Annotated in this window: 18 protein-coding genes; all 18 read left to right on the top strand. The window is 61.5% G+C overall.

The features are described from left to right. Positions 1-10: 10 nt before the first annotated feature. The 18 genes from AB7M26_RS15425 to AB7M26_RS15340 all read left to right on the top strand — a co-directional run bounded on the left by AB7M26_RS15425 (position 11) and on the right by AB7M26_RS15340 (position 18,899). A complete protein-coding gene (locus AB7M26_RS15425; protein WP_429385062.1) occupies positions 11-2,134 on the top strand; it encodes a TonB-dependent receptor in 2,124 nt (707 codons plus the stop codon). Positions 2,135-2,457: 323 nt separating this feature from the next. After that, positions 2,458-2,721 (top strand): PepSY domain-containing protein, encoded by a 264-nt coding sequence (locus tag AB7M26_RS15420; protein ID WP_429385059.1) that lies wholly within the window; start codon positions 2,458-2,460, stop codon positions 2,719-2,721. 7 nt (positions 2,722-2,728) lie between these two features. Further along, complete coding sequence (locus AB7M26_RS15415; protein WP_123497736.1) at positions 2,729-3,256, top strand: cytochrome b/b6 domain-containing protein; 528 nt, start codon at positions 2,729-2,731, stop codon at positions 3,254-3,256. Positions 3,257-3,410: 154 nt separating this feature from the next. After that, the gene (locus AB7M26_RS15410) at positions 3,411-4,082 is read left to right on the top strand and encodes a GntR family transcriptional regulator (RefSeq protein WP_007900901.1); all 672 of its coding nucleotides are present in this window, start codon (positions 3,411-3,413) and stop codon (positions 4,080-4,082) included. Positions 4,083-4,195: 113 nt separating this feature from the next. Beyond that, the gene (locus AB7M26_RS15405) at positions 4,196-5,128 is read left to right on the top strand and encodes a 4-hydroxyproline epimerase (protein ID WP_429385054.1); all 933 of its coding nucleotides are present in this window, start codon (positions 4,196-4,198) and stop codon (positions 5,126-5,128) included. Next, on the top strand, positions 5,125-6,240 hold the full coding sequence (locus tag AB7M26_RS15400; protein ID WP_123497738.1) for an NAD(P)/FAD-dependent oxidoreductase: 1,116 nt from the start codon (positions 5,125-5,127) through the stop codon (positions 6,238-6,240). The genes AB7M26_RS15405 and AB7M26_RS15400 overlap by 4 nt, the downstream gene beginning before the upstream one ends. Next, positions 6,233-6,469, top strand: a complete 237-nt coding sequence (locus AB7M26_RS15395) for a (2Fe-2S)-binding protein (RefSeq protein ID WP_123497740.1) — start codon at positions 6,233-6,235, stop codon at positions 6,467-6,469. The genes AB7M26_RS15400 and AB7M26_RS15395 overlap by 8 nt, the downstream gene beginning before the upstream one ends. Further along, complete coding sequence (locus AB7M26_RS15390; protein ID WP_429385050.1) at positions 6,466-7,722, top strand: FAD-dependent oxidoreductase; 1,257 nt, start codon at positions 6,466-6,468, stop codon at positions 7,720-7,722. Before AB7M26_RS15395 ends, AB7M26_RS15390 begins: the two co-directional genes overlap by 4 nt. A gap of 71 nt (positions 7,723-7,793) precedes the next feature. Beyond that, positions 7,794-8,543 carry an AraC family transcriptional regulator gene (locus tag AB7M26_RS15385; protein ID WP_123497744.1) on the top strand — a complete coding sequence of 250 codons (750 nt, stop codon included), beginning with the start codon at positions 7,794-7,796 and terminating at the stop codon, positions 8,541-8,543. Positions 8,544-9,081: 538 nt separating this feature from the next. Continuing rightward, positions 9,082-9,441: a DUF6124 family protein gene (locus AB7M26_RS15380; protein WP_429379399.1), complete on the top strand. Its 360-nt coding sequence runs from the start codon at positions 9,082-9,084 to the stop codon at positions 9,439-9,441. A gap of 457 nt (positions 9,442-9,898) precedes the next feature. After that, complete coding sequence (locus AB7M26_RS15375) at positions 9,899-10,717, top strand: ABC transporter substrate-binding protein (protein ID WP_007903735.1); 819 nt, start codon at positions 9,899-9,901, stop codon at positions 10,715-10,717. Between the two features lie 10 nt (positions 10,718-10,727). Further along, positions 10,728-12,506 carry a cis-3-hydroxy-L-proline dehydratase gene (lhpI, locus tag AB7M26_RS15370; protein ID WP_429385045.1) on the top strand — a complete coding sequence of 593 codons (1,779 nt, stop codon included), beginning with the start codon at positions 10,728-10,730 and terminating at the stop codon, positions 12,504-12,506. Then, a complete protein-coding gene (locus AB7M26_RS15365; RefSeq protein ID WP_007903733.1) occupies positions 12,499-13,164 on the top strand; it encodes an amino acid ABC transporter permease in 666 nt (221 codons plus the stop codon). The genes lhpI and AB7M26_RS15365 overlap by 8 nt, the downstream gene beginning before the upstream one ends. 10 nt (positions 13,165-13,174) lie before the next feature. Next, a complete protein-coding gene (locus tag AB7M26_RS15360; protein ID WP_007903724.1) occupies positions 13,175-13,825 on the top strand; it encodes an amino acid ABC transporter permease in 651 nt (216 codons plus the stop codon). After that, positions 13,818-14,540 (top strand): amino acid ABC transporter ATP-binding protein, encoded by a 723-nt coding sequence (locus AB7M26_RS15355; protein ID WP_007903722.1) that lies wholly within the window; start codon positions 13,818-13,820, stop codon positions 14,538-14,540. The genes AB7M26_RS15360 and AB7M26_RS15355 overlap by 8 nt, the downstream gene beginning before the upstream one ends. 134 nt (positions 14,541-14,674) lie before the next feature. Then, positions 14,675-15,703, top strand: a complete 1,029-nt coding sequence (locus AB7M26_RS15350; RefSeq protein WP_123497751.1) for a trans-3-hydroxy-L-proline dehydratase — start codon at positions 14,675-14,677, stop codon at positions 15,701-15,703. Positions 15,704-16,062: 359 nt separating this feature from the next. Next, positions 16,063-16,980 (top strand): dihydrodipicolinate synthase family protein, encoded by a 918-nt coding sequence (locus tag AB7M26_RS15345; protein WP_007903713.1) that lies wholly within the window; start codon positions 16,063-16,065, stop codon positions 16,978-16,980. 338 nt (positions 16,981-17,318) lie between these two features. After that, the gene (locus AB7M26_RS15340; RefSeq protein ID WP_123497757.1) at positions 17,319-18,899 is read left to right on the top strand and encodes an aldehyde dehydrogenase (NADP(+)); all 1,581 of its coding nucleotides are present in this window, start codon (positions 17,319-17,321) and stop codon (positions 18,897-18,899) included. The last annotated feature ends 120 nt before the right edge of the window (positions 18,900-19,019 follow it).

The raw sequence follows: 19,019 nt of genomic DNA, 5'->3' as shown, positions 1-19,019 counted from the left end.
AAAGGAGCTCATGGTGGCTTTACCGCGCATTCACCCCGCCTCTCTCTCACTGTTGGGGCTTTTTGCAGTACCTGATTTGCAAGCACAAACCCAATCGGCATTGGCCCTGCCTGCAACCGCTGTGACCAGTGATTACAGCGAGCAGAGCTACAGGCCGACCGACAGCCGCAGCGCGCTGAAGATCGACGCCCCGCTGCGGGATATTCCGCAAACGGTGAACGTGATCCCTCAGAGCGTGATCAAGGATCAGGGCGCGCAGTCGATGGAAGACGTGTTGAAGAACGTCCCTGGCATCGGTCTTTCCAATGGCGATGGCCAACGCGACCAGGTCACCATTCGCGGCTTTAGTGCCATCGGCGACATGTACGTCGACGGCGTTCGTGACGACGCGCTGTACTTCCGCGATCTGTCCAACGTCGAGCGCGTGGAAGTGATCAAGGGGCCGGCAGCGGTGCTCTATGGTCGCGGTTCATCCGGTGGCCTGATCAACAGCATCAGCAAGAAACCCAACTTCACCCCCAAACAGGAAGTGGGTGTCAGCGTCGACAGCGAAGGTAAAAAGCGCACGCAGTTCGACGCCGGCTGGGCCGATCAGCAGCAAAACGACAAGGCATTCCGGGTAGCCGGTGCGCTGGAAAACAGCGACACTTTCCGCGATGACGGCTATATCGATCGCAAGGCCATTGCGCCTTCGGCCTACTTCAAACTCTCCGACGATCTTGAGCTGAACCTGGGGGCGACGTACCTCTACGACAAACGCTTGATCGACTTCGGCATTCCCGGGCGGGGCGATCGCCCGGTCGATGTCGATCGGGACAAGCGCTTCGGTTCCGCCGACCCGGATGACGATTACACCCGCAGCGAAGTGTTCTCGTTCACGGCCGGCGTCGACTACCGCATCAACGACGACTTCACCCTGAGCAACACCAGCCGCTACTACCACTACGATCTGGATCGCAACAACACACTCGCCGACTCCAGCCCGACACGTTTCGTCACCGCCCCCAACGGCGAATTGCTGGTCAAACTCAATCGCGGCAACGTGCAGCGCAAGGAAGACGGCTGGTTCAACCAGACCGAACTGAAGCAACAGGCCACGCTGGCCGGGATGAACCACAACCTGCTCTATGGCGTGGAACTGGGGCGTCAGGTCAAGGACCAATCCGTCTTCAGCCAGAGCAACGTAGCGCGGGTTCCGGTGTACCGCGATGGCTTGATCGACGTACCGTTCCAGGCCAACCGACAAACCGCCAAGGGCACCACTACTCAGGACACGGCCGGTTTCTACGTCCAGGATCTGATTGAACTGACCCCGCAATGGAAAGCTTTGCTGGGTGTGCGCTATGACGTGTTCGACCAGCAATACTCGGATGACCTGACGGGTGCCTCAATGTCCCGAACCGACAACACCTGGAGCCCGCGCGCAGGCCTGGTCTATCAGCCTGATCAGGTTCAGTCCTACTACATTTCGGTGAGTCGCTCTTATCAACCCTCCTCCGAAGTCTTCGCCCTGAGCACCACCAACCAGGACCTTGAACCGGAGCAAACCACCAACTTCGAGATCGGCGGCAAGTGGGACCTGCTCGACAATCGCCTGGCGTTGACGGCGGCGCTGTTCCGGCTGGAACGCACCAACATGAAAACGACCGATCCGGCGAACCCGACCAAGCTGGTCCTGGCGGGCGAGCAGCGCACCGACGGTCTTGAATTGACCGCCAGCGGGCAGTTGAGTGACAAGTGGCAGGTCTATGCCGGCTATGCTTATCTGGACGCCGAGATCACCAAGTCCAACAACCGAACCAATGGCGTCGCCAACGAAGGCCAGACACCAACGTTGACCCCGCGTCACAGCGCCAACCTCTGGCTGGTGCGCTCGCTGACCAACACCTGGCGCGTAGGCATGGGGGCGAACTATGTCGATGACCGTTACACCGCCCTGGATAACCAGGTGGTCATGCCCGCTTACACCACCGTCGACGCGGCGTTGCTCTACAACTTGCCGAAATGGGACATGGCGCTGCGCTTGCGTAACGTCTTCGACAAGGACTATTACGCCTCGGCCCATGGCTCGGTGGACCTGATCACCCCCGGAGCACCACGGACTCTGGAACTGAGCACCAACTACCGGTTCTGAGTAAAAAAAAGCAAATGCCCTGCCTTCCAGGCAATGCTAATCAAGCACTGTTCCTCAGTCATGCTTACCTTTGTGGCGAGCGAGCTTGCTCGCGCTGGGCTGCGTAGCGGCCCCAAAGATCTGACAACAATCATCGATTTTTGTGAGTGCTACGCACTCAAGCGGGAGCAAGCTCCCTCGCCACAGGTGTCGGTGACTCAAACCCTCTTCAGTGAATAGCAACATCGTGACAACGATTCAAAGCTCAACTAATCTTCAGCGCGCCCAGAGTGATTGAGAATCTCTCGCGTTATCGGACAACAACAATATTTCGAGGAAAACCCATGCGTAAACTTCTGTTGCTCTCGCTTCTTGCCACCTCCCCCCTGGCCTTCGCTGGCCCTCAATGCACCACCACCGACAAGGCCCAATGGCAGGACCAGGCCAAGTTTCAGGAAGAGCTCAAGGCCAAGGGCTATGACATCAAGAAATTCAAGGTCACGAGCGGCAATTGCTACGAGATCTACGGCTGGGACAAAGACAAGCGCAAAGTCGAAATCTACTTTGACCCGGTCACCGGCAAAGTCATGAAAGAAGAGATCGAATAGGTCACCTGTGAAAGCTGAAACCCTGCGCCTCTGGGACCCGCTTGTACGTATTTGCCACTGGTCCCTGGTGGTTGTCTTCATCAGCGACTACTTCCTCAATGAGGAAGGAGACGGCTGGCATCGCTGGCTCGGCTATTACGCCGTGGCTGTCGTGCTGGTGCGCGTGGTGTGGGGTTTCATCGGCCCGCCATCAGCGCGTTGGTCAGACTTTTGGCCGACGCCGACGCGGGTCGTTCAGCATGGCCGGGCGCTGTTTTCCGGCAAGGGCTATCACCGCATGGGGCATTCGCCCATCGGTGCCCTGGTGATGGTCCTCATGCTGCTGTTGATGACCGGTCTGGGTATCAGCGGTTTTTTGATGGAAGAAGTGGACTATTTCTGGGGCGAAGACTGGCTACGTGATGTTCACGAGTTTATGGCCAATGCACTGCTCGCATTGGTTTGTGTGCATATCGTCGCAGCGTTGGTGGAAAGCCTGCGCTTGCGAGAAAACCTGCCTCTGTCGATGATCACGGGCCATCGTCGTAAGCGCTAACGCTCAAAGCTTCCTGATACCGCACATTGCCCTCTCCCTTGCAGGAAAGGGCGGGTGCCAATCCTGTCATTCTTCGAGGCGACCATCGCCTGGAACTTCGCAGTGAAAGAATTTCGTATACCCTATCGCCATCTCACTCCAAACGACCGCTGCCGTGAACCTACCCAAACTCAACGCTCCTGACCTTGGCAATACACCATCGACCTCGGAAATCATCACCCGTCATCTGCGGGATGCGATCGTCGCCGGGCATTTCGCCGAAGATGAGCCGATTCGCCAGGACGACATTGCCCGCCAGTTCAACGTCAGCAAGATCCCTGTGCGCGAGGCCCTCAAGCGGCTGGAGGCCGAAGGGCTGGTGATGTTCCAGCGCAATCGCGGGGCGATGGTCACACGGGTTTCCGATGCCGAGCTGGCGCAGATGTTCGAAGTGCGGATGTTGCTCGAGGACAAGATACTGCGCCTGGCCATTCCCAACATGACCGAAGAAACCTTCGCCCGTGCCGAGCGCATCTGTCAGGAATTCATCGGCGAGGACGACGTGGGCCGCTGGGCCGAGCTCAATTGGGAGCTGCACGCTTGCCTCTACGAGCCGGCGCAGCGGCCGTTTCTGGTCAGCCTGATTCGTTCGGTCAACGACAAGCTGGAGCGCTACCTGCGCATGCAGATGAGCCTGTCGGCCGGCAAGGAACGGGCTGATCACGAACACCGTGAGATCATCAAAGCCTGTCGTGCCGGGGATGTGGATCTGGCGGTGAAGCTGCTGGACGAGCACATTGCCGGGGTCTGCAAGACCCTGTTCGAGCATCTGCCTCACGCGCACTGACCACTAAAATGCTGTGCTGATTTCGTCATCGGCACAGGATAAATCCATCAAGCCGACACCCCGTTGCACAGGCCACTCTTTCGTTCACTCATCTGAACGGACGTGGCCCTCCCATGAAACGCATCACCGTGATCGACTCCCACACCGGCGGCGAACCGACCCGTCTGGTGACCGCAGGCTTCCCTGACCTGGGCACCGGCAGCATGGCCGAACGCCGCAAGCTGCTCGCCGAACATCACGATCAATGGCGCGCCGCTTGTGTGCTCGAACCCCGTGGCAGTGACGTGCTGGTGGGTGCCCTGCTCTGCACGCCTGTGGACCCGAGTGCGTGTGCCGGGGTGATTTTCTTCAATAACACCGGTTACCTGGGCATGTGCGGCCACGGCACTATTGGCCTGGTGGCGTCGTTGGCGCATCTGGGCAAGATCAGCCCCGGCGTGCACCGCATCGAGACGCCGGTGGGTACGGTGCAGGCGACCCTGCACGAAGATCATTCGGTGAGCGTGCGCAACGTGCCGGCCTACCGTTACCGCAAGGCGTTGGTGTTGCAGGTGCCAGATGTCGGTCAGGTGGTCGGCGATATCGCCTGGGGCGGTAACTGGTTTTTCCTGATCGCCGAGCATGGCCTGCGGGTGGCCGGCGATAACCTCGACGCGCTGACCGCTTACACCTACGCCGTGCAACAGGCGCTGGAGGCCCAGGGTATACGTGGCGAAGACGGCGGGCTGATCGACCATGTCGAGCTGTTCAGCGATGACGATCACGCCGACAGCCGCAACTTTGTCCTCTGCCCCGGCAAGGCGTATGACCGCTCACCGTGCGGCACCGGCACCAGTGCCAAACTGGCGTGCCTGGCCGCGGACGACAAACTGCAACCGGGACAGACCTGGCGCCAGGCCAGTGTCATCGGCAGCGAGTTCGAAGGCTCTTACGAATGGCAGGGCGAGCGCGTTGTGCCGACCATTCGCGGCCGCGCCTTTATCAGCGCCGAAGCCAGTCTGATCATCGAACAGGATGACCCGTTCGCCTGGGGCATTCGCCCATGAACGAGGGCCTTGTGGCCGATGTGATCGTGATCGGCGCCGGCATCATCGGCGCCGCCTGTGCCCAGGCGCTGGCCCGTCGTGGTTTGCAAGTGCTGGTGCTGGACGCCGGCCTGCACGGTGCGACGGCGGCGGGCATGGGCCACCTGCTGGTGCTCGACGACAACCCGGCCGAACTGGCCCTGAGTCAATATTCCCTGCAACGCTGGCGCGAACTGGCGCCCGACCTGCCCGACGGCTCCGCCTACCGCAACAACGGCACGCTGTGGCTGGCGGCCAACGCCGAGGAAATGGCGGTCGCCCATGGCAAGTACTTGAACCTGAAAGCCCAGGGCGTGACGTGCGAATTGATCAGCGCCAGTGCCTTGCGCCAGCGTGAACCGGAACTGCGCGAAGGTCTGGAAGGCGGTTTGCTGATCAATGGCGACGGCATTCTTTATGCGCCGGCGACAGCCAACTGGATGCTCGACACGCCGAACATCCGTCAACGCCGGGCGCGGGTCAGCACGGTCGATGGCAACCGCGTATGCCTCGATGACGGCCACTGGTTGAGTGCCGAAGCGGTGGTGTTGGCCAACGGTATTCAGGCCAACGAACTGTGCCCGGAGTTGCCCATCGAGCCGAAGAAAGGTCACCTGCTGATTACCGATCGCTACCCCCGCACCGTCACCCACACCCTGGTGGAACTGGGTTACGTCACCAGCGCCCACAACGCCACGGGGCCGTCGACCGCCTGCAATATTCAGCCGCGCCCCACCGGGCAATTGTTCATCGGTGCTTCGCGGCAATTCGGTACCACCGACCCGCAGGTCGAAGGCTGGATGCTGGCGAAAATGCTCAAGCGTGCCGCCGAGTACATGCCAGGGCTGGCCCGGTTCAACGGCATCCGCGCCTGGACCGGCTTTCGCGCCGCCAGCCCCGACGGCCTGCCGCTGGTGGGGCAACACCCGCAACGCCAAGGCTTGTGGCTGGCGGTGGGTCACGAAGGTTTGGGCGTCACCACGGCCCCCGGCACGGCCGACTTGCTGGTGGCGCAACTGTTCGACGAAACCCCGCCACTAACCGCACAACCCTATCTGCCCCAGCGTTTTCTCGGAGAACCTGTCTATGCCTGAATTGCTGCTGGATGGCCGCGCCTTGAAGGTGGCCGAGGGCACCAGCGTCGCCGCTGCCTTGGCGTTGGGCAGCGACGGCTGCACGCGCACGTCGGTCAGTGGTCAGCGCCGCGCACCGCTGTGCGGCATGGGCATCTGCCAGGAATGCCGGGTAACCATCGACGGCCGGCGACGCTTGGCCTGCCAGACTTTGTGCCGAGACGGCATGCAGGTGGAGACACACCCATGAACAAATACGCCGATCTGCTGATCATCGGTGCCGGCCCCGCTGGCATGGCCGCCGCCCTTGCCGCCGCACCCAGCGGTGCACGCATTGTCATGCTCGACGACAATCCGCTGCCGGGCGGGCAAATCTGGCGTGACGGCCCTCAAGCCAACGTGCCCGATCAGGCCCGTCACCTGCGTGAGCGTTTGCAGGCTTGCAGCAACATCCGCCATCACGCCGGCGCCCGGGTGATCGCCAGTCCCGGTCCGAAACAACTGTTGGTCGAAGATGATGACGACGGCTGGTTGATCAGTTACGACAAACTGATTCTGTGCACCGGTGCCCGCGAGTTGCTGCTGCCCTTCCCCGGCTGGACATTACCTGGCGTGACCGGGGCCGGTGGCTTGCAGGCGTTGATCAAGGCGGGTGTGCCGGTGCAGGGTGAGCGCGTGGTGATCGCCGGCAGCGGCCCGCTATTACTGGCGAGTGCCGCCACCGCAAAAAAGCATGGCGCCCAGGTACAACGTATCGCCGAGCAAGCCTCGCGCATCGCCGTCGCCGGTTTCGCCGCGCAACTGCCACGCTGGCCCGCCAAATGGTTGCAATCGTTCAGCTTGTTCGACCGCCATTACCGGACCGCGACTCATGTACTGGCCGCCCTTGGCACTGACCGACTGGAAGGCGTGCGCCTGCAACAGCAAGGCAAAATCGTCGAACTGGAATGTGATCGGCTGGCCTGTGGTTTCGGCTTGATCCCGAACATTCAATTGGGCCAGGCACTGGGTTATGCCATCGAAGGTCTGGCGTTGGCGGTGGACGCCTGGCAGGCCAGCAGCCGCGCCGATCATTATGCGGCGGGTGAATGCACCGGGTTTGGTGGCAGTGAACTGGCGTTGGTCGAAGGTGCAATTGCTGGCCACGCGGCGGTCGGTGACCTTGAAGCGGCCCGCCAATTGTGGTCACGCCGGGCACGCTGGCAGGGTTTCGCCAAGGCACTGAATCAGGCATTCGCCCTCGCCCCGCCACTCAAGTCCCTGGCCCGGCCCGACACCTTGGTCTGCCGCTGCGAAGACGTGCCCTACGCCGCATTGGCCGGGCACACTGACTGGCGCGAAGCCAAGCTGGCCAGTCGCTGTGGCATGGGCGCCTGTCAGGGCCGGGTGTGTGGCGGTGCGGTGCAGCATCTGTTTGGCTGGCAACCTTCGGCACCCCGCCCACCCTTCAGCCCGGCGCGAATCGAGACCTTGATGTGCCTGGACGACACCCCGCCAGCCTGAAACCTTCTCGGGGGTTTCGGCCACGCTGCCGAGCCTCTATGATCCCGGGGTCGCCATCAGACCCCAGCGCCATGTATCCCTCGCTCAGCACCTTCAAACCCTGCGACTTGCCAACGCTGCTCAACAGCCTGCAGCCGATTGCGCCGCTGCTCGATACCCTCTCGGACGTGGTGTTTTTCATCAAGGACAGCGAAGCCCGCTACGCCTTCGTCAACCAGACTTTAGCCCGGCGTTGCGGTTTCAAACATCGCGAGGAACTGCTGGGGCGCACCGCCGAAATGGTCTTCCCGGAACGCTTCGGCCCGCTGTACACCGAACAGGATCGGCGGGTCCTGTCCAGCGGCCGCGAACTGGCCGACCAACTGGAGCTGCACCTGTATTACGGCAATCAACCGATCTGGTGCCTGACCCACAAACTCGCCTTGCAGGATGAACAGGGTCAGATCGTTGGCCTGGCCGGGATCTCCCGCGACCTGCAATCCCCCCAGTCCAACCATCCCGCCTTCCAGAAACTCGCTGCCGTGGATGCGCACATCCGCAGCCACTTCGCCCGCGCCATCAGCCTCGCAGAACTGACTGCCATCGCCGGCTATTCCGTGGCGCAACTGGAGCGTCACTGCAAGCGGGTGTTCCAGCTCACCCCACGGCAGATGATTCACAAGGCACGCCTGGAAGAAGGTTCGCGGCTGTTACTGCACACCGACCTGCCCATCACCGAAATCGCCCTGCGCTGCGGTTACACCGACCACAGCGCCTTCAGCCGACAGTTTCGTGCCTTGACCAGCCTGTCACCGAGCCAGTTTCGGGATAATCAGCGTTAGGGCATTTTCCGGTGATTTGGTCCTGGGTTTGAGGGTGTTCTTTCGGGCCTCATCGCGGACAAGCCCGCTCCCACAGGTATCTGCGTTGGCCACAGGATTTGTGAACGACACCAATCACTGTGGGAGCCGGCTTGCCCGCGATGAGGCCGGTACAGCCACCACAAGGCTCGGTGTCAGACCGCTAAACAAGCACTGTTTAAACGACACTTCCAGACACTCACTCAGGCTACACATCCTTGCGCCGTTGCCTACGACTACGCCAGAATCCGCCGGCTTGTGTGCCTTGAGGCCGGGCTCTATCGTTTCCGGGTCGCTGACGAATCAGCGATCGGATTTGACCGTCCGAATCAATCAAGGCGCGCCAGCGTCCAAGACCTACTTCAGGCATTGTCTGAAATATCGTGTCGCGGTGGCTGTGCGTGGGACACCTTCGGGTGTGCCGGATTCCTTGATGTCCGGTCGGTCAACCCGCGTACAGCTGCCACCTTGTTCGTTTGACCGCGAACGGCGGTAGCTCCAGTCATCAAGGAGCTTCACCATGATCAAACCAACACCCAACCCACCTGAAACCGATCCAACATCCCCTTACGAATCCCTCGATTCCAAAAAACTCAACGAAGCCGCCGACTGCGCCCTCGATTACTACCTCAAGCCCCCCATCCCCAAAGACACCAAGCGCAAACCCAGCACCATTTACCATGTCGGCACCGAGGTCGATAACGAAACCCTGCTGGTCAACGCCTGCGAATCCCTGGCGTCAGCGAGCATGATGCTCAGTGAGTTCGCCGGGTTGATGGGCATGCCACATCGCAACATGATGCTGGGGATTCAATCGGTGGTGATGCTCGGGGAGCTGGCGGTGAACCGGGTGCTGGATAACCTCGACCCGCCGGCCTGATATTGATCTGAGGCTATAGGGCATCTGTGGCGAGGGAGCTTGCTCCCGCTCGGCTGCGCAGCAGTCGCAAAACCTGAGCATGCGGTGTACCTGAAAAACCGTGACTGCCGGGTTTGGGGCCGCTTCGCAGCCCAGCGGGAGCAAGCTCCCTCGCCACATTGGGTGCATCCCCGCAAAGGCTTAGACGAATCAAAAGATCGCAGGCTTTGCAGCCCCCATGCCTGTGGGTGTTCCTTAAAGGGGCGCTCCGCACACCTCTTGCTCCCATCTGTAACACCTGCCATTGCGGACCTCAACCTCACGACGTCACTCTGACACACCGCAACACCTCTACTTCAAGCCCTGACACTAAATTCTCACCTCTGCCTGGCAATAGGCACGTTGATTGCTATTGTTAATATCGTATACGAAATCCCCAATACGATATCCAACAGCACTTCACATCAACGAGGCCTCTATGAAAAACCCCGCATTTGCCGTAGCCCTCAGCGCTGTTCTCAGTACCTCCTTTATCGCCACCGCCCAGGCCGACAAGCTCGACGACATTATCGGTTCAGGTAAGCTGCGTTGCGCCGTGACCCTGGACTTCCCGCCCATGGGTTTTCGCGACGCAGGTAACAACCCGGCCGGTTTTGACGTGGACTACTGCCATGACCTGGCGAAAATCCTTGGGGTCGACGCCGAAGTGGTAGAGACGCCATTCCCGGACCGCATTCCGGCGCTGGTTTCCGGGCGGGCCGACGTGATCGTCGCCTCTACTTCCGACACCCTCGAACGGGCCAAGACCGTCGGCCTCACCGTGCCCTACTTTGCCTTCCAGATGGTGGTGCTGACCCGCGACGACACCGGCATCAACAGCTTCGATGACCTCAAGGGCAAACCCGTGGGAAACACCAGCGGCACTTATGAGGCCATCGCCCTGGAGAAAGACGTGAAGAGCTGGGGCACCGGTACCTTCCGTGCCTATCAGTCGCAAAACGACACGTTGCTGGCCGTCGCCCAAGGCCATATCGCCGCCACCGTGGTCACCAACACCGTGGCCGCCGCCACTCTCAAGTCGGGCAAATACAAAAACCTGAAAGTCGCCGGTAACGCGCCATACGTGATCGACTACGTGTCCCTCGGCGCCAAGCGCAACGAGTATGGCCTGCTCAATTACCTCAACCTGTTCGTCAACCAGCAGGTGCGCACCGGTCGTTACAAGGAGTTGTTCGTCAAATGGGTCGGCACCGAAATCTCGCCGACCAACCTGACCGTGCCACAGGTCTACTACTAAGGTGTCCGGCATGCCTAGGCCCACTTCTCTGACCGGTCGCAGCCTGGTCGCGGGCGCCGCCGAGGGCGCCCTGCTGTTCGCCGATATCGGGTTGAGTTTCTGGGGCGGGGTCGATCCGTATAGCGGCGAGATCATTGACCGTCATCACCCGCTCAGCGGCGAATACCTGGCCGGCCGCGTGCTGGCCATCCCCAGCGGTCGCGGCTCGTGTACCGGCAGTAGCGTGTTGATGGAACTGATCAGCAACGGTCACGCACCGGCCGCACTGGTGCTGGCCGAACCCGATGAGATCCTGACCCTGGGCGTGCTCGTGGCACAGACCATTTTCGAGCGTTCCCTGCCGGTGCTGTGCATCGGCCGGGAGGCCTTCGCCGCCCTGCGCGGCAAGGCCTTCGCTCGGGTCGAGGACACAACGCTGAGCCTGTTCGAGCACCTGCCGGGCGATGCCTGCCAGGCACTCGACAGCTCTTTGCCGAGCACCGACATCGCCACCGCGATCGAACTCACCGAACACGACCGGGCGCTGCTCGACGGCCAGCATGGCAAGGCCGTGCAGGTGGCCATGCAGATCGTCCTGCGCATGGCCGAACTGCAAGGTGCCCGCCATCTGGTGGATGTCACCCAGGCGCACATCGACGGCTGCATCTACACGGGACCGGCGAGCCTGCGTTTTGCCCAACAGTTGGTGCAATGGGGAGCAACAGTGCGGGTGCCCACCACCCTCAATTCGATTTCCGTGGACCAGCGCCGCTGGCGCGAGCTGGGCATCGACCCGACTCTCGGTGAACCGGCCTGTGCCTTGGGCGATGCCTATATGGCGATGGGCGCACAGCTGAGTTTCACCTGCGCGCCCTACCTGCTCGACAGCGCGCCGAAGGCTGGCGAGCAGATCGTCTGGGCCGAATCCAACGCGGTGGTTTACGCCAACAGCGTGCTCGGCGCACGCACCCTGAAGTACCCGGACTACCTGGACATCTGCATCGCGCTGACTGGTCGCGCCCCGTTGATCGGCTGCCATCTGGACGCGCAACGCAAGGCCCGACTGCAGATCGAGTTGCCCGCCCTGGGTGAACTGGACGACGCCTTCTACCCGCTGCTCGGTTACCACATCGGCGCGCTGGCGGGCAGCCGGATTCCACTGGTGCGCGGGTTGGAAAACCGCCAGCCGAGCCTGGACGACCTCAAAGCGTTCGGCGCGGCATTTGCCACCACCTCCGCCGCGCCCTTGTTCCATATCGCCGGGATAACCCCGGAGGCTATCGACCCGTCTCAAGTGCTGGACACGGATAACCCGGTGCCGGTGGAGCACATCCTCTTGAAGGATCTGCTGGTCAGCTGGCGCGAACTCAACAGTGCCCGCGACAGCCGGGTGGATGTGGTCTCGCTGGGCAACCCGCATTTTTCCCTCAGCGAATTCGCCCACCTCGCGCGGCTGTGCCTCGGTCGGCACAAACACCCTGACGTGGTCCTCGCCATTACCTGCGGCCGTGCCGTGCTGGAGCAGGCTCGCGAAGCCGGGCATATCGCCGTGATCGAAGCTTTCGGCGCCACCCTGGTCACCGATACCTGCTGGTGCATGCTCGGCGAACCGGTGATCCCGCTGGCCGCAAAAACCTTGATGACCAACTCCGGCAAATACGCCCATTACGCACCCGGCCTGGTGGGCCGCAAGGTGCATTTCGCCAGCATCAAAGAATGCGTCGATGCCGCCTGCAATGCCACCGCCAGCGGGCGCCTGCCGGCGTGGCTACAACCTGCCGCCCTACTGGAGAGCCCTGCGCATGTTTGATTACAGCTTCCAATGGCGCTCAGCGCTGCGCGCCCTGCCGGACATGCTTGCCGGTGCCTTGGTCACCTTCGAGACCGCGGCGCTGTCGATGATCTTCGGCGTGCTGATCGCCCTGGCCCTGACCGTGATGCGCGAAAGCAAAAACCCGCTGCTGCGCGGCATCGGCAACGGCTGGGTATCGATCGCGCGCAATACCCCGTCGCTGTTCCAGATCTACGTCCTCTACTTCGGCCTCGGCTCGCTGGGCCTGCACGTCAGTTCATGGCTCGCCCTGCTGGCCGGGATCACCTTCAACAATGCCGGGTATCTGGCGGAGAACTTTCGCGGTGGCCTCAAGGCCGTCCCGGACACACAAGTGCGCGCCGCACGTTCGCTGGGCATGAGCGCCTTTCAGGCCTATCGCATGATCATCGTCCCGCAGCTGCTGCGGATCGTCTTCTACCCGCTGACTAATCAGATGGTCTGGGCGGTGCTGATGACGTCGCTGGGGGTGATCGTCGGGCTGAACAATGACCTGACCGGCGTGACCCAGGATTACAACGTCAAAACGTTCCGCACCTTCGAGTTCTTCGCCATTGCAGCGGTGCTGTATTACCTGATTGCCAAGGCGATCGTCGCGGCAGCCCGGCTGATGGCCTGGCGGTTGTTCCGTTACTGAGGAGCTGTCCATGTTTGCCACCGGTTTTTCCTCCAATGACCTGTTGTTCCTGCTCAATGGCGCCTGGGTCACGCTGCAACTGACGTTCTGGTCGATCATGCTCGGCTCCCTCGCCGGCTTGCTCTTCGGTCTGCTGCGGGCCTTGTTGCCGCGGGCCAGTTTGCCCCTGGCCTGGGTGCTGGACGTGTTTCGCAGCGTACCGTTGCTGATCCAGTTCGTACTGTTCAACTCGCTCAAAAGCATCGTCGGCTTGAACATCAGCGCCTTCAGCGTCGGCTGCATCGTGCTGGGGGTTTACGCCGCCGCGTACTTCACCGAGATCGTGCGCGCTGGTGTGCTTTCGGTGCCGTTCACCCTGCGCCGGGCCAGTCGCTCGCTGGGCCTGAGCTTCCTGCAGGACCTGCGCTGGATCGTCCTGCCGATGGCCACCCGGGTGGCTTTTCCCGGCTGGTTGAACCTGGTGCTCGGCGTGATGAAAGACACCGCGCTGGTGATGTGGATCGGCATCGTCGAACTGCTGCGCGCCTCGCAAACCATCGTCACCCGCATCCAGGAACCGTTGCTGGTGCTGTGCATCGCGGGCCTTATTTACTACGTCATGAGCCTGGTGGTCGCACGCCTGGGCGCTCGTCTGGAAAGAAGGTGGCAAGAAAATGATTGAGATCGACAACGTACATAAATCCTTCGGCGACCTCGCCGTGGTCAAGGGTGTCAGCCTGACGGTGAACAAGGGCGAGGTGGTGTCGATCATCGGCGGCTCGGGCTCCGGCAAATCGACCCTGCTGATGTGCATCAACGGCCTGGAACCGATCCAGAAAGGCAGCATTCGCGTCGACGGCGTCGAGGTCCATGACAGCGCCACCGACCTCAACCGCTTGCGGCAGAAAATCGGCATCGTGTTCCAGCAATGGAATGCCTTCCCGCACCTGACAGTGCTGGAAAACGTGATGCTGGCGCCACGCAAAGTCTTGGGTAAAAGCAAGCGCGAGGCCGAGGAACTGGCGGTGCAGCAACTGACCCACGTGGGCCTTGGCGACAAGCTCAAGACCTTCCCTGGCAAGTTGTCCGGCGGTCAGCAACAGCGCATGGCGATTGCCCGCGCCCTGGCCATGTCGCCGGACTACATGCTGTTCGACGAAGCCACGTCGGCCCTCGACCCGCAATTGGTCGGCGAGGTGCTGGACACCATGCGCATGCTCGCCGAAGACGGCATGACCATGGTGCTGGTGACCCACGAAATCCGCTTTGCCCGCGATGTCTCCGACCGCGTGGCGTTCTTTCGCAATGGCCTGGTGCATGAGATCGGCTCGCCGGATCAGGTGATTGGTAATCCGGTGCATGCGGAGACTGCGGCGTTTCTGAAATCGGTGAAGTAACTGATGGCCCCATCGCGGGCAAGCCCGCTCCCACAGGATTTGATGGTGTACACAAAATTGGTGGCCAACACAGATACCTGTGGGAGCGGGCTTGCCCGCGATGGGGCCCTGACAAACGAAACAAGGAGCAGGCAATGCGCTCATCGAAAGTCATTCACGTAGTCAGCTGTCATGCCGAAGGCGAAGTCGGCGATGTGATCGTCGGCGGCGTCGCCCCACCACCGGGCGCCACGGTGTGGGAGCAATCGCGCTGGATCGCCAAGGATCAGACCCTGCGCAACTTCGTCCTCAACGAGCCTCGCGGCGGTGTGTTCCGTCACGTCAACCTGCTGGTGCCGGCCAAAGATCCTCGGGCACAAATGGCCTGGATCATCATGGAACCGGCGGACACGCCACCGATGTCCGGCTCCAATTCGCTGTGCGTCGCCACGGTGCTGCTAGACAGCGGCATCCTGCCGATGACCGAACCGCAAACCCGACTGATACTCGAAGCGCCCGGCGGGTTGATCGAGGCCGTGGCCGACTGCCGTGACGGCAAGGTCGAGCGGGTAGAAATCAAGAACGTGCCCTCCTTCGCTGACCGCCTCGACGCCTGGATCGAAGTCGAAGGCCTCGGCTCGTTGCAGGTCGACACTGCGTATGGCGGCGACAGCTTTGTGATCGCCGACGCTGAACGACTGGGCTTTTCCATTCGCCCCGATGAAGCTGCCGACCTGGTGGCGGTCGGGTTGAAAATCACTCGCGCGGCCAATGAACAGTTGGGCTTTGTCCATCCGCTGAACCCCGAGTGGTCGCATATCTCCTTCTGCCAGATTGCCGCGCCCATCGTCATGGAGAATGACATTGCCACCGGTGCCAACGCGGTGGTGATTCAACCCGGCAAGATCGACCGCTCGCCCACCGGCACCGGCTGCTCGGCGCGCATGGCGGTGCTGCAGGCCAAGGGCTTGATGCAAGTGGGGGAGCGCTTTATTGGCCGTTCGATCATCGGTTCCGAATTCCACTGCCGCATCGATTCGCTTACCGAAGTGGCCGGACGCCCAGCGATCTACCCATGCATTTCCGGCCGGGCCTGGATCACCGGCACCCACCAACTGCTGCTCGACCCGAGCGATCCGTGGCCACAGGGCTATCGCTTGTCAGACACCTGGCCGGGTGCCTGAGACCGAAGCAGAGCTTTTGTGGCGAGGATGTTTGTATGGAGAAGGTGCTTTTGTGGCCAGGCAGCTTTTGTGGCGAGGGAGCTTGCTCCCGCTGGGTTGCGCAGCAGCCCCAATGCTGTAATCGCGGTTTGTCTGAAACAATCGGTACTCTGGTGTCACGACTGCTGCGCAGCCGAACGGGAGCAAGCTCCCTCGCCACAAAAGCCCCCTTACCACAAGGGCTGCCTCACCACACAAGCTCCCTAGCCATAGTGATTTCACCCACCAACAAAAAACCCTGATTGATTGAAAAAAGCACTAGCCGAATACTGTCACTTGAAATATCGTATACGAAATACAAAAACGAACCGGAGGCAACAATGAGCAAACGTATTAACTGGAGTGGCGTATTCCCCGCGGTGACCACTCAATTCAACGATGACTTCTCCATCAACCTGGAAAAAACCCATCAGGTGATTTCCAACGTGATCCGCGACGGCGTCTCAGGCTTGGTGGTGTGCGGTTCGGTGGGGGAAAACACCTCATTGACCGCCGAAGAAAAAATCGCCGTGACCGAAGTCGCGGTCGACGCTTCCCGGGGTCGTGTGCCAGTGATCTGCGGTGTGGCCGAGTTCACCAGCGTGCAAGCGGCCAAGGTCGCCAATGCCGTGCGCCGGGTCGGCGTCGACGGTGTGATGCTGATGCCGGCGCTGGTCTACGGTTCCAAGCCGTTCGAGACCGCCGAGCACTACCGCTACGTGGCCAAGAATGCCGACGTACCGCTGATGGTCTACAACAACCCGCCGATCTACAAAAACGACGTCACCCCGGACATCCTGATTTCCCTGGCTGACTGTGACAACGTGGTGTGCTTCAAGGATTCATCCGGCGATACCCGTCGTTTCATCGACGTGCGTAATGAAGTCGGCGACCGTTTCGTGTTGTTCGCCGGCCTCGACGATGTGGTGCTGGAAAGCATTGCAGTGGGGGCCGAGGGCTGGGTCTCGGGCATGTCCAACGTGTTCCCGAAAGAAGGCGAAACCATCTTCCGTCTGGCCAAGGCCGGTCGCTTTGCCGAAGCCATGCCGATCTACGAATGGCTGATGCCGATCCTGCACCTCGATGCCCGTGCCGACCTGGTGCAGTGCATCAAGCTCTGTGAAGCCATCGCCGGTCGCGGCAGTGCGCTGACCCGTCCGCCACGCCTGGCACTGCCGGAAGCCGATCGGGTATTCGTCGAGCAGATCATGGCCAAGGCCCTGGCTAACCGTCCGGAGTTGCCAGACGTCGGTCTCTGAGTGATTGCCGGGCGGGTCTTTGCGGACCCGGCCCGGCTGCCTGTTTTTGCGCCCCTACAGGAAATCACTGCACTTGGGTGGATGCCGAATCCGCCGCGCCGGCCACCACACGCCGGGGGGCGATTCGCTGGCTTGAGCCTTGTACCTGTTACACCCTTCCCTGTGGCGAGGGAGCTTGCTCCCGCTCGAGTGCGCAGCACTCGCAAAATAGGCAATTGTTGCCGCTATTTTGGGGCCGCTACGCAGCCCAACGCGAGCAAGCTCGCTCGCCACAAAACAGCACACGACTCAGCACCTTGCAACGGTCCTGCCTCACCTTCCCCGACAGGAATTTTTTCATGTCCCAGATCATCGGCCACAACTATCTCGGCGGCGTCCGCAGCGCCGCCGGCAGTATCACTCTGCACAGCCACGACGCCAGCACCGGCGAAGTGCTGCCCTTCTCTTTCATGCAAGCCACCGTGGAAGAAGTGGACGCCGCCGCCCAGGCCGCTGCTGCCGCTTACCCGGCCTTCCGCAATCTACCGGCAACTCGCCGTGCAGAATTTCTTGAGGCGATCGCCACGCAACTGGATGCACTGGATGATGAATTCGTCGCTCTGGTCACCCGCGAAACCGCGCTGCCGACCGGGCGCATTCAAGGCGAACGCAGTCGTACCAGCAACCAAATGCGCCTGTTCGCTCAGGTTCTGCGCCGGGGCGATTTCTATGGTGCGCGCATCGACCGCGCCTTGCCCGAACGTCTGCCACTGCCACGGGTCGACCTGCGCCAATACCGGATCGGCGTCGGCCCGGTGGCCGTGTTCGGCGCCAGTAATTTCCCGCTGGCCTTTTCCACTGCCGGCGGTGACACCGCTGCCGCCCTGGCCGCCGGTTGCCCGGTGGTGTTCAAGGCCCACAGTGGACACATGGCAACCGCCGAACACGTGGCCGATGCAATCATCCGCGCCGCCGAGCAAACCGACATGCCCACAGGTGTGTTCAACATGATCTACGGTGCAGGCGTCGGTGAAGCGCTGATCAAGCATCCGGCGATCCGGGCCGTCGGTTTCACCGGCTCGCTGAAAGGCGGTCGCGCCCTCTGTGACATGGCCGCCGCACGGCCACAACCGATCCCGGTGTTCGCCGAAATGAGCAGCATCAACCCGGTGCTGGTATTGCCGGAAGCCCTGCTCGCGCGTGGCGAGAAAATCGCCGGTGAACTGGTGGCGTCGGTGGTCCAGGGGTGCGGTCAGTTCTGTACCAATCCGGGGTTGGTGATCGGTATGCGCTCCCCCCACTTCAGCGCTTTCATCGCACGGCTCAGTGCCTTGATGGCCGAACAACCGGCGCAAACCATGCTCAACGCCGGCACCCTCGGCAGCTACGAAAAAGGCGTGCAGGCCTTGCTCGACCATGCGGGTATAACCCGCCTGGCGGGCCAGAATCAGCACGGCAATCAAGCGCGGCCGCAACTGTTCAAGGCCGACGTCAGTCTGCTGTTCAAGGGTGATCCGCTGTTGCAGGAAGAAGTGTTCGGCCCGACCACCCTCGTCGTCGAAGTGGCCGACAAGGCCGAGTTGCGACAAGCGCTGAACAGTTTGCACGGTCAACTCACCGCCACGTTGATTGGCGAAGCACAGGACCTGAAGGAACACGCCGATCTGCTGGTACTGCTGGAGCAAAAGGTCGGCCGGGTGCTGTTTAATGGCTACCCCACCGGCGTCGAAGTCTGCGATGCCATGGTGCATGGCGGGCCTTATCCGGCGACCTCCGATGCCCGTGGCACTTCGGTCGGCAGCCTGGCCATCGAGCGCTTCCTGCGCCCGGTGTGCTACCAGAACTGCCCGGACGCCTTGCTGCCCGACGCCCTGAAAAACGCCAACCCGTTGGGTATTGCGCGACTGGTGGACGGTACCAGCCACCGAGAGCCGGTTTAACAACACGACCTCATGTGGGAGCGTGGCTTGCCCGCAAAGAACGATGACGCGTAATACCTGAAAAACCGCGGCGCATTCTTCGCGGGCAAGCCACGCTCCCACAGGATTTTCATCGTATTC

It is taken from the genome of Pseudomonas sp. F-14 TE3482, from assembly GCF_053629455.1.
The sequence above is the reverse complement of the archived record's forward strand: the minus strand, read 5'-3'. Positions and strand labels throughout refer to the sequence as shown.

What these genes read in the sequence shown, in the direction of transcription:
- AB7M26_RS15425 (WP_429385062.1), top strand. Translation starts at nt 11, where the DNA reads ATGGTGGCTTTACCGCGCATTCACCCCGCCTCTCTCTCACTGTTGGGG.
- AB7M26_RS15420 (WP_429385059.1), top strand. Translation starts at nt 2,458, where the DNA reads ATGCGTAAACTTCTGTTGCTCTCGCTTCTTGCCACCTCCCCCCTGGCC.
- AB7M26_RS15405 (WP_429385054.1), top strand. Translation starts at nt 4,196, where the DNA reads ATGAAACGCATCACCGTGATCGACTCCCACACCGGCGGCGAACCGACC.
- AB7M26_RS15400 (WP_123497738.1), top strand. Translation starts at nt 5,125, where the DNA reads ATGAACGAGGGCCTTGTGGCCGATGTGATCGTGATCGGCGCCGGCATC.
- AB7M26_RS15395 (WP_123497740.1), top strand. Translation starts at nt 6,233, where the DNA reads ATGCCTGAATTGCTGCTGGATGGCCGCGCCTTGAAGGTGGCCGAGGGC.
- AB7M26_RS15390 (WP_429385050.1), top strand. Translation starts at nt 6,466, where the DNA reads ATGAACAAATACGCCGATCTGCTGATCATCGGTGCCGGCCCCGCTGGC.
- AB7M26_RS15385 (WP_123497744.1), top strand. Translation starts at nt 7,794, where the DNA reads ATGTATCCCTCGCTCAGCACCTTCAAACCCTGCGACTTGCCAACGCTG.
- AB7M26_RS15380 (WP_429379399.1), top strand. Translation starts at nt 9,082, where the DNA reads ATGATCAAACCAACACCCAACCCACCTGAAACCGATCCAACATCCCCT.
- AB7M26_RS15375 (WP_007903735.1), top strand. Translation starts at nt 9,899, where the DNA reads ATGAAAAACCCCGCATTTGCCGTAGCCCTCAGCGCTGTTCTCAGTACC.
- lhpI (WP_429385045.1), top strand. Translation starts at nt 10,728, where the DNA reads ATGCCTAGGCCCACTTCTCTGACCGGTCGCAGCCTGGTCGCGGGCGCC.
- AB7M26_RS15365 (WP_007903733.1), top strand. Translation starts at nt 12,499, where the DNA reads ATGTTTGATTACAGCTTCCAATGGCGCTCAGCGCTGCGCGCCCTGCCG.
- AB7M26_RS15360 (WP_007903724.1), top strand. Translation starts at nt 13,175, where the DNA reads ATGTTTGCCACCGGTTTTTCCTCCAATGACCTGTTGTTCCTGCTCAAT.
- AB7M26_RS15355 (WP_007903722.1), top strand. Translation starts at nt 13,818, where the DNA reads ATGATTGAGATCGACAACGTACATAAATCCTTCGGCGACCTCGCCGTG.
- AB7M26_RS15350 (WP_123497751.1), top strand. Translation starts at nt 14,675, where the DNA reads ATGCGCTCATCGAAAGTCATTCACGTAGTCAGCTGTCATGCCGAAGGC.
- AB7M26_RS15345 (WP_007903713.1), top strand. Translation starts at nt 16,063, where the DNA reads ATGAGCAAACGTATTAACTGGAGTGGCGTATTCCCCGCGGTGACCACT.
- AB7M26_RS15340 (WP_123497757.1), top strand. Translation starts at nt 17,319, where the DNA reads ATGTCCCAGATCATCGGCCACAACTATCTCGGCGGCGTCCGCAGCGCC.